The organism is Paenibacillus xylanivorans (genome assembly GCF_001280595.1).
Taxonomy (GTDB): domain Bacteria; phylum Bacillota; class Bacilli; order Paenibacillales; family Paenibacillaceae; genus Paenibacillus; species Paenibacillus xylanivorans.
The window spans coordinates 273,803-287,030 of record NZ_LITU01000075.1 but is presented as its reverse complement, the minus strand read 5'-3'; the positions used below and the strand labels follow the sequence as shown (position 1 = coordinate 287,030).

Sequence of the window (13,228 nt, the reverse complement as noted above, 5' to 3'; positions counted from 1 at the left end):
GAATAAAAAAAACGGGGCCTCAATGATGAAGGCCCCGCTTTGCATTAAATAATTTAATACGAAATAAGCTCTTCTTATCGCTAAGCCAATTTCATTTTGACTCATTTACTTTTGGCTTTCTTCTGTTTGCGTTCTTCCTGCTCCCAATGCCTCAGATGCGGATAGGGGTCGAATGACCATTCGTGTAACCCGCTGTCTCGATAGATGCCATAATGCAAATGGGGAGGGAACTTGCCCTGCGTACCCGGTTTTCCATATCCAGAACTGCCTACCCAGCCCAAAATCTGACCAGGGGTAACCACTTCGCCGATATGGGCGTTTTTGTCGAAGCCTGATAAATGAGCGTAATAGTGGTAATGGTTGTTCAAATCACGAATGCCGATTCGCCAGCCGCCAAACGGATTCCAGCCTTTGATTTCCACGACACCGTAACAGGTACTGCGCACAGGCAGGCCATGCGGTGCAAAAATATCCGTGCCCTCATGAATACGATACCCGCCCCAGCTTCGTTTGGTGCCCCAGGTGCTGCGATACGAATAGTTGGTTCCGAGAGGGACGGGAAAGGCGTGACCAAAGAGATCGAGGTTGTCAAAATGCTCATATAATTTCGCGAATTGCTGAATGCGCTGAACGGCCCTAGAGTTATGATAATATTCCCATAGGGCGATGTTGAAGTCCTCCGACTTGGTCCCATAATTCTGAATTATGGAAGCAATGCTGTAAAGTACATCCAGATCGTTATTGGCATCTGCTACACCGTCACCGGAACCGTCACGACCATATCCATTAAAAAAGACAATGGAACCCGGTTGTTGATCTGTCTCGTCAGGATTTAGCCAGCCTCTCCAAGCTGGGGAGGTCATAAATATTCCGGTCAGCCGTTCGGGATGTTTACGATCCTTCGGATGTGCACGCGAGATAGTTCGTTCATATTGATCGATTGCCGCGAGCCTGTACCAGGGAATTTGGGTCATCTGACCAATGCTTTCATACAGATGTCGGCGCGAAGCGAAAATGTCCGCTGGTTTTTGCTTTACAGCCTGAGGTTTGGAATCAGCGGCGGTGGGTTCACCGTAAACATCAACAGGCAAGAATGGGAGAAGCAGTGTGCCTGCTAGCAATGTTTTGATCCAAAAGGAATAAGTTAACCGCGATGTAAAGCGATCTTGCACAGGGAAGCAGCCCCCTTTCCAATGAGATGATGCACATGGTGCCCGGTGAACCAAGCTATAACCTAGCGTTCTTCAAAAGTCTTCATTTTATCCACCATGAATGAGATGTGACAAATGGGGGTTTTTCCAGCGCTTTCATGGTATAATATGTTCCGAGCAACAGCCTAACTTCAGTAGAAAGAAGGTTTATGCATTGGCTAAACGTGTTAAAGAACCGAAACCGGACTGGATTCGGATCAAATTGACAACCGGCGATAACTATCAGGAAATGAAAACGATGATGCGTTCCAAAACGCTGCATACAGTATGTGAGGAAGCACGGTGCCCGAATATTTACGAATGTTGGGCCAATCGGACGGCTACTTTTATGATTTTGGGCGACATTTGCACACGGGCATGCCGTTTTTGCGCGGTGAATACCGGCTTGCCAACGGAACTTGATTTGCAGGAACCAGAACGCGTGGCAGAAGCGGCAGAACAGATGAATCTGCAGCACTGCGTAATTACGAGCGTGGCACGCGACGATCTGAAAGATGGAGGAGCGACGATCTTTGCAGAGACGGTAAAGGCGGTTCGTCGCCGTTTGCCTTTATGCAGCGTAGAAGTGCTGATTCCGGACTTTTTGGGTGATCGGGATTCCTTGCAGATTGTGATGGATGCCAAACCGGACATCTTGAATCATAACATCGAGACAGTAGAGCGGTTATCGGACAGAGTCCGTGCCAAGGCGAAATATAAGCGTTCACTCGAACTGCTTGCTCGCGCCAAGGAAATGCAGCCAAATATCCCGACGAAATCGAGCATCATGCTTGGTGTAGGTGAGGAATATCATGAAATTTTGCAAACGATGGATGATTTGCGCGCTGTGGATTGTGATATTATGACGATTGGTCAATACTTGCAGCCATCAGAGAAACATCTGTTTGTGGAGAAGTACTATCCGCCAGAAGAGTTCGCAGCATTGAAGCAGGAAGGACTAAAGCGTGGATTCAGCCACGTTGAATCTGCACCGATGGTACGTAGTTCCTACCGTGCGCACGAACAGGTAAAATCTGCTACAAAACATGCTGAACAGGCGGCAACACACGCATGATGGAGGATACCGGATTGGAAGAAGAAAATAGCACAGAACAGGTCCAGGAATTGGTCCAAGAATCGGCCCAGGACAAACCCAAAGAACCTGTTATTGTTCAAATCGGCGGAAAGAATTATGAAATCGTGCAGAACCACAAAGAAGGCTGGAATCCTGAAGTTTTCCGTGACCGTTACAGCGAAGTGCTGGAGCGGTACGATTACATTATTGGGGACTGGGGTTATAGCCAGCTGCGGTTGAAAGGTTTTTACCGGGACAACCATCCTAAAGCAACAAAGGATTCCACGATCTCCAGCATGGTGGACTACATCAATGAATATTGCAACTTTGGCTGTGCGTACTTTGTGCTTCACAAGAGCAAAGATCAGCCTCAAGCCAAAGCAAAAAGCGGTTCCTGAAAAGGACCGCTTTTTCTTTTGAGCATGTTTAGTCCAAAAAAGCTGTACGAACCCTGTTCCAAAACGGATAGGGCCGGAAACGGGCAAAGCTGACCTTGTGACGGGCCACCTGGCAGCGTACGGATATGAGATCTTCCACCATAACGTTTACGTGGTCAATGGTAAGCAATAACCGCTGATCCTTGCGTGAGAAGATATCACAGTGATGGTGCTTGGGCAAAATAACCGGTGAACCCAGCGTCCGATAGACGCGGTTATTAATTGAAGCGATCTCGGCGATTTGAATAGCCTCGATCGTAGGATGCACCATGGCGCCACCAAGCGCCTTGTTGTATGCCGTACTGCCCGAAGGTGTAGATACACAGATCCCATCTCCCCGGAACATCTCAAACGTAACGTCATTAATGTCGACCTGAGCAACGACTGTACCGTCTACACCTTTTAACGTAAATTCGTTCAATGCGATATAAGAAGTGTTGCCTGACTTTTTACGAATCTCAAGCTCCAGTAGCGGATACTCCACAATTCGGGGTTTGAGTCGTTCAGGGTCTCCTTTGCCACTCATCAATCGAACCAATTCCCGTAATTCTTCCTTCTTCCAATCGGCATAAAAGCCGAGATGGCCTGTATGAACCCCAACAAAAGCGATGTCCGGGATGCGGTCGATGAAATTGTGAAATGCTTGCAGCATCGTACCATCGCCTCCGATGGAGATGACAATCTCCGGCGATTCTGCATCCAGCTTAAACCCTTCCTCTTTGGCCAGCGCATGAAACTGCTGACTGAGATCAATCGATAACTGGTCTCCGCGGTCTTGAACATAGTATCTCAAGATGAAAGCTCCTTTGTGGTCATTATACTACCGATGATAATCAATTCCAGGGAAGAACACAATGTTGGATTGATATTCAGTTGAATATGAACGCACAGGATGGCTCATTTTTTCATACGGCTGGCTAAGAAAAAGGGACTCATCAGAGAAAGCATCAGCAGTAAAAGGATTACGCCTCCAAATACAGCCGCTCCTGAAAACAGGATCTGTCCCCAGTCTGGTGTGTACGAAGATAATTCTGGTATGACACCAGTTTGGAACAAAACAGGCCATTCCAAATCACCCATCATTGGCATCCACAGCAAAAGTACAAGTATGGGTGCAATGAGAGCATGGATGGCTCTGGCAAACAGAAAGGGTCCATATCTCATTGGAGTGTTGCTCAGGACACTCATAATCTGGGCATGAACGGATAATCCACCCCAGGAGAGGACGAAGGCAGCAGCAGCAGCTTTATACACGAGTGGAATGGATATCCCCGCCCCTCCTGCTTCTTTAGCTCCCAAAGTGACTTCGAATAATCCACCTACGAGGCTGTGGGATAAGGCTGGGGGGAATCCCGTATATAGCAGCAATTGTTCCGTAATTGCGTATAATCCGCCGAGCCATCCAGTTTGCACGAGTAACTCCATCATGACGGAGAAGAATACAACTAACCCTCCTACGATAATAATAAGGCGAAGAGATGAGGAGACTGCTTGGCGCAACAACTCACCAAATGCCCGTCCATCCGCCTTTCTTGCCTCATGCATTGCATAAATGGCTCGAATTAGCCTGTTTCTATGAACTTCTTCGGAGGCGGAGGTTGAATCGATGATTGATGGTTGATCCTTTACTGAGCCGCTGCCATGGAACCGCATAAGCAGGCCCACAAGAAATGCAGCACCATAATGCGATGTAACCAGTATTGGAGCAATAGCTACATTATGAAAAAAACCAACCGAAACTGCTCCGATCATGAAGATGGGATCCGATGATGTGGTGAAAGCAACGAGGCGTTCACCTTCTTCCCGAGTAACCAATTTCTGTTCCCACAACTGTGCGGTCAATTTGGCTCCAGTGGGATAACCGGAAGCACAACTGACGGCAAACACAAAGCCGCCGCTCCCGGGAACGCGAAAAAGCGGACGCATGAGTGGATTTAAGAGGGTACCCAAAAAATGAACTATGCCGAAGCCGAGAAGTAGCTCGGATAATACCAGAAAGGGAAAAAGGGAGGGGAAAAGCACGTCCCACCAAATGGATAGTCCACGTACACTTGCATGCCAGGTTTCCGCAGGAAACAGCACCATCAACACACACAGGATCAGGAGAGCTAGTGGGATGAGGACATGGGTGATTCGTTGTGAAGTGGCCATGAATTCTTCTCCTTTATTTTTGGAATGGTCAGTGTGCAGCAGATCGCTCGTGCTTTGCCATCAATATATGAGACAAAGCGGACAAACAGTACAAATTAATGTTTAGAAAGCGCTTGCAAAAGTGGCTGTGTTTTTAAGAGATGTATGCTAAAATGATAAAAACGCCTGAACGTCACCTCATTTTCCAGAGGGTGAATTATATCGGATGGAGTGATGATTATGAGTCTTGTCACCGGAATCCTGGTTTGTGCTTTTGTTTATGTTATACGTGCCTCGCTTGTGCGCTCTGAGGAAGAGGACTGGCGAAGTTATTAATGAAATATCTGGTGCGCCAAACCTTACGTTTGGCGCTTTTTTTGTGCCTTCAGTACAAGTTAGACCTGTACGAGTCATGGTGATGTGGGACCATAACCCTTACATGTTATATAGGACTTTTGGGATTTTTTTGATAGAATGAAGATAAAGGTGTTCGTGGCCTTGTTCTTCAATCTCCTTTCATAATTAAGCATGGGAGTGTAATATATGTCAAAATTCGACACCTGAAAGGAGGGGAAAGCGGAATGAATCCTAGTTTGAGCATCTACGACAATCTCGGTGGGGAGGCAGGCGTTCGCGCATTGGTTGAAGCTTTTTATCCGATTGTTCAGCAAAATGAGAAGCTGGCACCTCTTTTTCCGGAGGATATTCAGCCGGTAATCGACAAGCAATACATGTTTTTGTCTCAGTTCTTCGGTGGACCTGCATTGTTTTCCGAGGCTTTTGGTCATCCGATGATGCGTGCCCGCCATATGCATTTTGAAGTAACGGTTGAACGGGCAGAAGCTTGGCTCGCATGTATGGATCAGGCGTTGACACAAGTCGGTGTGGAAGAGCCGTTGCATTCTTTCGTCCTGCAGCGATTGTCGGGGCCAGCACATCATTTTGTGAATACACCTTAGTTCCGATTACACGCATATGGGAGAGGGATGGACGGAGTGGAATTAGAGCCTCTGTATAAGGTAAAGGTGAAATGTCATTATTGCGAGACCGAGTATGACACCTCACGTGTAAGACCAAGCTTGAAACGGCCATACCGGACGGATTCTGATTTTTGCGCTTACTACAAGCGGGAGAATCCGGATTTCTATGTTGTACGAATTTGTCCGGAGTGTGGATTCGCTTCGACGGAGAATTCGACGGAACAATTAAACGATAAACAGCGCAAGGATTTCAAGGAGCAGATCGGCAATCGTTGGGTGAAACGAGACTATAGCGGAGCGCGAACACTTGAACAGGCGATGGATTCATACAAGCTTGGATTGCTGTGTGCTCAAGTTATTCAGGAGAAAGATCGTGTCATCGCTGGTCTGCTGCAGCATATTGCCTGGCTGTATCGGTATATGGAGGATCATACCCAGGAAAACCGTTTTCTCGAATTTAGCCTTGAAGCTTATGTAAAGGTTTTTGAACGGGAGGGTACTGGCGGTAATGAAGCCAAGCTGCTGTATCTGCTGGGGGAGTTGAACCGCAGGGTAGGTCGATTCCATGAGGCTGTAAAATGGTTCGGTCGAGTTATTCATGACAAGCGCATTACCGATGCTGCCATGATTCGTGCTTCACGGGAGCAGTGGGCATTGCTGCGGGAACAGATGATTTCGGGCAAAATGGAGTTACCTGCTGAGATGATTGAAGCAGACAAAGAGGCTGCGAAACGCAGCCCCATTTGATAAGTGACGGTTGTTCTCTAATTGCGGACAGGACGACTGGATAGCAGGTAATCACTATCGTTGTCGATCACAGTCATACTGGTATTACAACAAGGAAAGACCAGCAATTTCTTTTTGCCTTCACGAATGAGTACAAGCTCCTTCGGTTTGAGCGGCAGCAGTACATTGTTCGCATGGCAGTACGGACATTGCTGTACATAAATGTCCCCCATTACAATATCGTAAGGCCAGCTGTTCTCAAAGGGAATCATTCTTGCTCGCCTTCCGTAGAGGCAGGTTTAGCCGCTTCTTCTTTGGCTAGTTCGGCGATTTTCTGCATTAAGATATGCTGGGGCATATGCATCAGATGTTCGAGGGGAACACCCAGAGATTCTGCTAATTTGACGGCTGTGTCAGCCGAGACTTGTAAAGGTTTCATACGATGACCTCCTGAAAATAGCTTAAACTATTTCTCTAGTATAGAGATATAGCGCTTATAAAACCAGTTCTAATTCAAGGTTAATTATCCATTCTACTGAGAGAGGTGCCTTATTTAAATGAAAACACCATTACAACCCGTCTGGGATCTGGAGTCTATTTTTAGTGGAGGTTCTGCCTCCGAGTCGTTCGCTGCTTATTTGATTGAGCTGGAGCAGGATGTACGCCAGCTGCAAGCTCTTTTGAAAGAAACACCTGCACCCAAGTCGCTGGAAGAAACGAATGCGTTCGATCCCATCCTGGAACTGCTGCAAAGCTGTTATGTACGAATCTCGGAAGGGTCCGCATTTGTCTCCTGTCTTTCTTCACAAAACCAAAATGATAAAAAGGCAGTTCAGCTTCAGGGAACCATTAGTTCTCTTAGCGCGATGTTGAACAGTACCAAGTCTCAATTCGATAATACGCTTAGTGAGACAACAGACTCTGTATGGAAAGCATGGATTGCCCGGGAGGATGTTCAGCCACTTGCCTTTGCATTGAATGAGAGCCGCACGCAAGCTCGTGAGAAGCTGTCTCCTGAGCTTGAAGGTCTTGCACTTGATCTCGGCGTAGATGGTTACCATGGGTGGGGCAAATTCTATAACACCATTGTAAGCAAGGTTAACATTCCATTTGAACAAAATGGTGAGACGGTTATGCTTTCTGCAGGCCAGGCTGCCAATAAACTGAGCGATAGTGACCGGAATGTACGCGAGACCGTATTCGCTAACTGGGAACAGGCCTGGACTGATGTCGAAGACTTCTGCGCAGATACATTGAATCATCTCGCCGGCTTCCGTCTCAAATTGTATGAGAAGCGCGGTTGGGATGACATTCTCAAGGAACCTTTGGCGATTAACCGGATGTCGCGTCAGACGCTCGATACGATGTGGAGCGTAATTAACGGTGCCAAACCTGCTTTGGTTCAATATTTGGAGCGCAAAGCGAAACTGCTTGGTGTAGAGAAACTCAGCTGGAGTGACGTTGATGCACCAGTAGGCAAGTCGGGTGGAAAGATCACCTATGATGAGGCTGCTATCAATATTGTGGATCAATTCGCCAAGTTTAGTCCCAAACTTTCCAAATTTGCAGAGATGGCGTTTGAGAAACGCTGGATTGAAGCGGAAGACCGTCCTGGCAAGCGTCCAGGGGGATTCTGTACTTCATTGCCACTCAGCAAAGCAACACGTATTTTCATGACTTTCTCTGGGACGCCGTCGAATGTGTCGACACTTGCCCATGAACTCGGTCACGGATATCATCAGCACATTATGGAAGAACTGCCTGCCTTGAATCAACGCTACGCCATGAATGTGGCGGAGACAGCTTCTACCTTTGCCGAACTGATTGTAGCGGATGCCCTGGTTCAGTCAGCAACGGATGAGCAAGAGAAGCTCGCTCTGCTTGAAGACAAGATTCAACGAAGCGTTGCGTTCTTCATGAATATTCATGCTCGTTTCCTGTTCGAGAATCGGTTCTACGAGCAGCGCAAAAAAGGTTTGGTGAATGCAGATGAGTTGTCCAAGCTCATGGTGGAAGCACAGCAGGAAGCGTTCTGTGGTGCACTTGCATCCGATCATCCGCATTTCTGGGCATCCAAGCTTCATTTCTATCTGACAGGTGTGCCATTCTACAATTTCCCGTATACGTTCGGATATATGTTCAGTGCAGGCATTTACGCCAGAGCTCAGGAGGAAGGCACCGCATTTGCCGATAAATACGATGATTTGCTGCGGGATACGGGCCGAATGACGGTAGAAGAACTGGCTCAGAAACATCTGGGTACGGATCTCACACAACCTGATTTCTGGCAAAATGCAGCGAACCTGGTCATTGCCGATATTGAACAATTTCTTGAAATGACAGAATCCACAAAATAGTGTTCCTATATATGTAATGGGGCTGCAATCCTGTGTAAACACACACGGGTTTGTAGTCTTTTTTTGTACTTCTTAACGTTGGGCTCCCGCTAAATAATTTGTCGCAATTGAGAGAAATAACTCGCTTGAAGGACGCAAAATGGCAATTAATTGTGCAAATTATAGTTATATTTACCCAAGTTTGTTTGTCTTTGTTGAATGACCACATATGTTGTCATATAATGAGTCGTAAGTCCTTGTTTTGTAGGATGAAGTGCATAAAGGAGGAGCGTTATGGTAAAAATTGACCAGCTTTCATTAGCACGACAGTTGGATCTGGTGTTCAAAGAGCTTGATTATGAATTATCAGGTTTAGATTCAGGTGTAGTTTTTGTGCAAATACGAAATAATGTTATTGGAAAGTTTGGTATTCGACATAATCCGATAACTGGACGTGATGGACAAATGGAAGTGGAGGACGGTGGATTAAACGAAACCCAGCGCTCTTCTTTCCGTGCAATGGCACTGGAGACTTTAAAGTTCAAGCGCAATTGGACTCATGGAGAAATTGCATATGACTTTACAGTAAGACAAGGCATGATTTTAGTTGATGCCACAATGGAGTCCAACTATAATATGGCGAACCTGATGATTCGTTATCCTAGAACCAATACATACATGGATTCAGGCATGGAGTCGACTTCTTAATTGTGATGAGCACACAGGAAAGCGGCACTTCCGAGGAAGGCCGCTTTTTGTTGTTGCATATACGAGCGCGAATTACGAGCTTACGAACGACCCGATAATTGTTGCTCAGCGATTTGGACCAGACGTTTAGTGATGTAACCACCCAGAGAACCTGTCTCACGGGAAGTGTAGTTACCGTAGTAACCGTCTTGGGGAATTGTTACACCCAGCTCTTGTGCAGCTTCAATTTTCAATTGTTGCAAAGCTGCCGTTGCTTGAGGAACAACCAGATTGTTGGAGCGGCTTCCGCTACCTTGGTTTTGACCTCCGTACATGTGTGTCACCTCCTTATGGCTTGGTGATGTTAGTATGGTTAGAGAATGAGGAAATATGCATGATATGGCGTAAGGTATAATTTGGATAAAAGAGATGAGATATTACATGAAAAAAGCCGACCCAGTATGGATCGGCTACGCAAATAAAAGGTAAATATAGGGGCTATGTCCCATAGAAGGACCTTGAGAGTACAAGATTACTACTCGGTTGGCGGAACAATCTCGATACGTGTAAAAAGCTCAACGGGCTGTTCAGGTTCCAGACGTATCAGTCCCGTTTGCTCGTCTGTTAAATGCAAATTGGGTGCATCAGGAAGCCAGGTGTAGGGTTCAATGCACAGAAATTGATCGGATTCGCCCTTTGTGAAGAGGACCCAATGTTTGAAAAATGCTTCATCCGCTGAATATTTCAACATATAACCATCCTGCCTGCGCAAGTGTGCTACCGCTGATTGTCCTTCGACGGCTTTCAGAATAGTATCCCAGTTTCGTCCCTGCATGTTCATGCCTTCGTTCAAAGCAGACCATTCACCGAGAGATTCAATCTCTCCTGTGGGAAGTTGTTCTTCATTCTGAGCGTAAATTCCGGAAACAGGAAGTTGAAGTGTCCATTCGGCAGGTTTGCCGTCAAGCAGAAACCATGTATGATATCCCATTCCAAAAGGAGCAGGAGTGGAGCTCAGATTGGTTACGCGCAGACGCTGGCTTAACACAGCGTTTTGCAGTCTGAACGTCATCTCAAGCTTCAGAGGAATCGGAAACTGAGCCATCCAATGTTCTTCATTTTCAGTCAATAATTCCGTTGTAATTGCACAACCGTCTTCATCTTCTTCGATGTCGCTGACACACCAGGACTGGTTGCGGTGGAGGCCGTGAATATGGTTGTCATTGGCCGTATTCTGATCGAATTGGTAATGGACTCCCTCATATTCGAATTTTCCTCGATGAATGCGGCCTGGTGGAACAAGAAGCGGAACGCCGAAGTGATACGGCTTCTGCAAATAAAAAGCAAGTTCATCTTCTTCCGGACTGCGAACGACATCGCGGCCCTGCACGAGATCGCGAATCGAAATAATATTGTTTCCAAGACGCGGTAGCAGGGTAATCTCCAATTCACGGCTATGTAGGATATACGTGTCGTAACCATTCCATTGGCCTTTGGTCACTTGTTTCATATCGATGCTCCTTTTCCCACTTGAAATCTGTCTGCAAAAGGCTATTCATTTCTGCCATTGCAGGCGTGTCATTGTGTACATGCCACCTACCGATTAGCATTCCGAATGAATGCTGGTGATCAGGATAAGCAATTCCATCATAACAGATTTCGGCGTGGTGGGTAAAAAAAGCTCTTTCCATTTTGACATTCTGCTCTCGACGCATTAAGATGGAATTCTGAAAGCTGTGTTATATCCAACGAATGATAATTAAAACGATGACAGGGACAAGTAAGTCAAGAGGACTCTCTACAGAAAGCCGGTGGGTGATGTGAACCGGTGTGAACTCTTTGCCGAATGGACCCTTGAGTGCTGGCTTGAACAGGCGCAGTCTGATCTTGGACTATCCTTAGTAGAATCGGACGTATCCTCCACGTTACGGAGAAATGAAGGCATTTCTTCTAAATGATCTAATCAGGTCTAGAGGAATGGAGAAATGCGAATAAGGGTGGCACCACGGTCTCACGTCCCTTGCGGATGTGGGTCTTTTTGCGTCCGCTGAGAATAGGAAGAACAGCTGGATGGCCACCAAAGGTTTAGAAATATTCCCATTTGGTCATCCATAACTAGACACAGGGAGGCGTTATGTGAAATGAAAACAGTACTTTCCGGAATTCAGCCAAGTGGCAAGCTCACATTAGGTAACTACATCGGGGCAATTAAAAACTTTGTGAAATTGCAGCATGACTACCAATGTCACTTCATGGTGGTTGATCTTCACGCTGTAACGGTAGCTCAAGAGCCGGCAGCGCTGCGTGAGCAGTCTGAGGCGGTAGCTGCATTGTTTATCGCAGCAGGAATCGATCCTACAAAATCTAATGTGTTTCTCCAATCCCATGTACCCCAGCACGCGGAATTGGGCTGGTTGATGACCACCCTGACTTCGATGGGTGAACTCGAACGCATGACTCAATTCAAGGACAAATCCTCCGGTAAAGATTCCGTTGGCGCCGGACTATTCGTATATCCTTCATTAATGGCTGCTGATATTTTGCTGTATAATGCTGACCTTGTTCCAGTAGGCGAGGACCAGAAGCAGCATTTGGAACTGACACGCGATCTGGCAGGACGCTTTAACCACCGTTATGGTGAGTATTTCACGATTCCAGACCCTTATATTCCACAGGTGGGTGCCCGTGTAATGTCTCTGGACGATGCTTCTTCCAAAATGAGCAAAAGTAATCCCAATGCAGGCAGCTACATTGCCTTGCTTGATCCACCAGATGTGATCCGCAAAAAAATTAGCCGTGCAACTACCGATTCCGGTACTGAAGTTGTATATGATCCGGCAAACAAACCTGAAGTCAGCAACCTGATGAGTATCTACGCTGAATGCGCAGGTCTGACATTGAAAGAAGTAGCGGAACGCTATGAAGGCAAAATGTATGGTCCATTCAAAAAAGAACTGGCTGAAGTGGTGGTATCCGTTATTGAACCTCTACAGGAACGGTATCGTGAGATTCGCGAGTCTGGCGAATTGGCCGACATATTGGAAACCTCAGCTCGTCGCGCAGAAGCGGTGGCATCCCAAACACTTCATGCGGTTAAAGAACGCATGGGGTTTGTTCCTAGACGTACGTTGTAGTAGAACGAGGCAAGTGACCTAAAGTAGATGAATTGTTCACATAATAAAGAGGAGCCCTAGGGCTCCTCTTTATTATTGTTTCGTACTACCTAACCTAAAAGTTTACAGGGTCAAGAAGCGGTTTCCGAAGTGGTACGACCTTCCCGACGTTCTTTCTTTGCGCGAATAACGAATCCCCAGCCGATGTTGGCGACGGAGAGAACGAACAGCAGCGAAGCCAACCAGCCCGAGTAAGAGATCATGACGGCCGTAACCGCTAACAACATAATCGAAGAGAATGCAAACCATAGCGATAAACCTTTGCTCATTGGGAAAAACCTCCATATAGAAATTTGATAAAATTCCGTATAACCTGAAGCGCGCGAGCCATAATAATCTTGCAAGCTTGCAATTACATTACAGACACAGATTGAAGGGAGATTTTAAATATGGCTCAAGGATCTCGTTCTAACAACTTGGTGGTACCTCAAGCAAACTCAGCACTGCAACAATTGAAAATCGAAGCTGCACAAGAACTGGGTGTAACTATCCCA

Annotated in this window: 16 protein-coding genes and 1 other annotated feature; of the genes, 8 read left to right on the top strand and 8 right to left on the bottom strand. The window is 46.5% G+C overall.

The features are described 5' to 3' along the window. Nucleotides 1-101: 101 nt before the first annotated feature. Complete coding sequence (locus AMS66_RS24575) at nt 102-1,172, bottom strand: M23 family metallopeptidase (protein ID WP_053783280.1); 1,071 nt, start codon at nt 1,170-1,172, stop codon at nt 102-104. 193 nt (nt 1,173-1,365) lie between these two features. Between AMS66_RS24575 and lipA the strand changes: the two genes are divergently transcribed. Next, complete coding sequence (gene lipA, locus AMS66_RS24570; protein ID WP_053783279.1) at nt 1,366-2,265, top strand: lipoyl synthase; 900 nt, start codon at nt 1,366-1,368, stop codon at nt 2,263-2,265. Then, nucleotides 2,262-2,663: a YutD family protein gene (locus AMS66_RS24565; RefSeq protein ID WP_236703604.1), complete on the top strand. Its 402-nt coding sequence runs from the start codon at nt 2,262-2,264 to the stop codon at nt 2,661-2,663. The genes lipA and AMS66_RS24565 overlap by 4 nt, the downstream gene beginning before the upstream one ends. A gap of 28 nt (nt 2,664-2,691) precedes the next feature. On the opposite strand, the gene AMS66_RS24560 is transcribed toward AMS66_RS24565, so the two are convergent. Both AMS66_RS24560 and ylbJ read right to left on the bottom strand, forming a co-directional pair. Then, a complete protein-coding gene (locus AMS66_RS24560; RefSeq protein ID WP_024634403.1) occupies nt 2,692-3,495 on the bottom strand; it encodes an NAD kinase in 804 nt (267 codons plus the stop codon). A gap of 104 nt (nt 3,496-3,599) precedes the next feature. Further along, on the bottom strand, nt 3,600-4,853 hold the full coding sequence (ylbJ, locus tag AMS66_RS24555) for a sporulation integral membrane protein YlbJ (RefSeq protein ID WP_053783278.1): 1,254 nt from the start codon (nt 4,851-4,853) through the stop codon (nt 3,600-3,602). Nucleotides 4,854-5,413: 560 nt separating this feature from the next. Between ylbJ and AMS66_RS24550 the strand changes: the two genes are divergently transcribed. Then, entirely contained in the window at nt 5,414-5,791 is a 378-nt protein-coding gene (locus tag AMS66_RS24550) for a globin domain-containing protein (RefSeq protein ID WP_053783277.1), read from the top strand. A gap of 36 nt (nt 5,792-5,827) precedes the next feature. Beyond that, nucleotides 5,828-6,559 carry a DUF2225 domain-containing protein gene (locus AMS66_RS24545; RefSeq protein ID WP_082350891.1) on the top strand — a complete coding sequence of 244 codons (732 nt, stop codon included), beginning with the start codon at nt 5,828-5,830 and terminating at the stop codon, nt 6,557-6,559. Between the two features lie 17 nt (nt 6,560-6,576). Here AMS66_RS24545 and AMS66_RS24540 read toward each other — a convergent pair whose 3' ends face one another. Beyond that, nucleotides 6,577-6,810: a hypothetical protein gene (locus tag AMS66_RS24540; RefSeq protein ID WP_053783275.1), complete on the bottom strand. Its 234-nt coding sequence runs from the start codon at nt 6,808-6,810 to the stop codon at nt 6,577-6,579. Beyond that, nucleotides 6,807-6,977, bottom strand: a complete 171-nt coding sequence (locus AMS66_RS32010) for a YycC family protein (protein WP_064506463.1) — start codon at nt 6,975-6,977, stop codon at nt 6,807-6,809. Before AMS66_RS32010 ends, AMS66_RS24540 begins: the two co-directional genes overlap by 4 nt. A 118-nt stretch (nt 6,978-7,095) precedes the next feature. On the opposite strand from AMS66_RS32010, the gene AMS66_RS24535 reads away from it, so the two are divergent. Both AMS66_RS24535 and AMS66_RS24530 read left to right on the top strand, forming a co-directional pair. Beyond that, on the top strand, nt 7,096-8,895 hold the full coding sequence (locus AMS66_RS24535; RefSeq protein WP_053783274.1) for a M3 family oligoendopeptidase: 1,800 nt from the start codon (nt 7,096-7,098) through the stop codon (nt 8,893-8,895). 273 nt (nt 8,896-9,168) lie between these two features. Beyond that, nucleotides 9,169-9,582, top strand: a complete 414-nt coding sequence (locus AMS66_RS24530; protein ID WP_053783273.1) for a hypothetical protein — start codon at nt 9,169-9,171, stop codon at nt 9,580-9,582. Nucleotides 9,583-9,662: 80 nt separating this feature from the next. Here AMS66_RS24530 and AMS66_RS24525 read toward each other — a convergent pair whose 3' ends face one another. Together AMS66_RS24525 and AMS66_RS24520 are read right to left on the bottom strand one after the other, a co-directional pair. Next, a complete protein-coding gene (locus AMS66_RS24525; RefSeq protein ID WP_017692382.1) occupies nt 9,663-9,896 on the bottom strand; it encodes an alpha/beta-type small acid-soluble spore protein in 234 nt (77 codons plus the stop codon). Between the two features lie 200 nt (nt 9,897-10,096). Continuing rightward, on the bottom strand, nt 10,097-11,071 hold the full coding sequence (locus tag AMS66_RS24520) for an aldose 1-epimerase (RefSeq protein WP_053783272.1): 975 nt from the start codon (nt 11,069-11,071) through the stop codon (nt 10,097-10,099). A 248-nt stretch (nt 11,072-11,319) separates the two neighbouring features. Next, nucleotides 11,320-11,585: a binding site (T-box leader), on the top strand. Nucleotides 11,586-11,702: 117 nt separating this feature from the next. On the opposite strand from AMS66_RS24520, the gene trpS reads away from it, so the two are divergent. Beyond that, a complete protein-coding gene (trpS, locus tag AMS66_RS24515; protein WP_053783271.1) occupies nt 11,703-12,695 on the top strand; it encodes a tryptophan--tRNA ligase in 993 nt (330 codons plus the stop codon). Between the two features lie 110 nt (nt 12,696-12,805). On the opposite strand, the gene AMS66_RS24510 is transcribed toward trpS, so the two are convergent. Next, nucleotides 12,806-13,003 (bottom strand): hypothetical protein, encoded by a 198-nt coding sequence (locus AMS66_RS24510; protein WP_053783270.1) that lies wholly within the window; start codon nt 13,001-13,003, stop codon nt 12,806-12,808. Between the two features lie 120 nt (nt 13,004-13,123). On the opposite strand from AMS66_RS24510, the gene AMS66_RS34140 reads away from it, so the two are divergent. Continuing rightward, the coding region (locus AMS66_RS34140; protein ID WP_236703616.1) for a small, acid-soluble spore protein, alpha/beta type at nt 13,124-13,228 on the top strand (105 nt) is incomplete at its 3' end.

Excerpts from the sequence above, each read along its gene's own strand:
- AMS66_RS24550 (WP_053783277.1), top strand. The coding sequence starts at position 5,414 with ATGAATCCTAGTTTGAGCATCTACGACAATCTCGGTGGGGAGGCAGGC.
- trpS (WP_053783271.1), top strand. The coding sequence starts at position 11,703 with ATGAAAACAGTACTTTCCGGAATTCAGCCAAGTGGCAAGCTCACATTA.
- AMS66_RS24520 (WP_053783272.1), bottom strand. The coding sequence starts at position 11,071 with ATGAAACAAGTGACCAAAGGCCAATGGAATGGTTACGACACGTATATC.
- AMS66_RS24510 (WP_053783270.1), bottom strand. The coding sequence starts at position 13,003 with ATGAGCAAAGGTTTATCGCTATGGTTTGCATTCTCTTCGATTATGTTG.
- AMS66_RS24530 (WP_053783273.1), top strand. The coding sequence starts at position 9,169 with ATGGTAAAAATTGACCAGCTTTCATTAGCACGACAGTTGGATCTGGTG.
- AMS66_RS24525 (WP_017692382.1), bottom strand. The coding sequence starts at position 9,896 with ATGTACGGAGGTCAAAACCAAGGTAGCGGAAGCCGCTCCAACAATCTG.
- AMS66_RS24565 (WP_236703604.1), top strand. The coding sequence starts at position 2,262 with ATGATGGAGGATACCGGATTGGAAGAAGAAAATAGCACAGAACAGGTC.
- AMS66_RS24540 (WP_053783275.1), bottom strand. The coding sequence starts at position 6,810 with ATGATTCCCTTTGAGAACAGCTGGCCTTACGATATTGTAATGGGGGAC.
- AMS66_RS32010 (WP_064506463.1), bottom strand. The coding sequence starts at position 6,977 with ATGAAACCTTTACAAGTCTCGGCTGACACAGCCGTCAAATTAGCAGAA.
- AMS66_RS24535 (WP_053783274.1), top strand. The coding sequence starts at position 7,096 with ATGAAAACACCATTACAACCCGTCTGGGATCTGGAGTCTATTTTTAGT.
- ylbJ (WP_053783278.1), bottom strand. The coding sequence starts at position 4,853 with ATGGCCACTTCACAACGAATCACCCATGTCCTCATCCCACTAGCTCTC.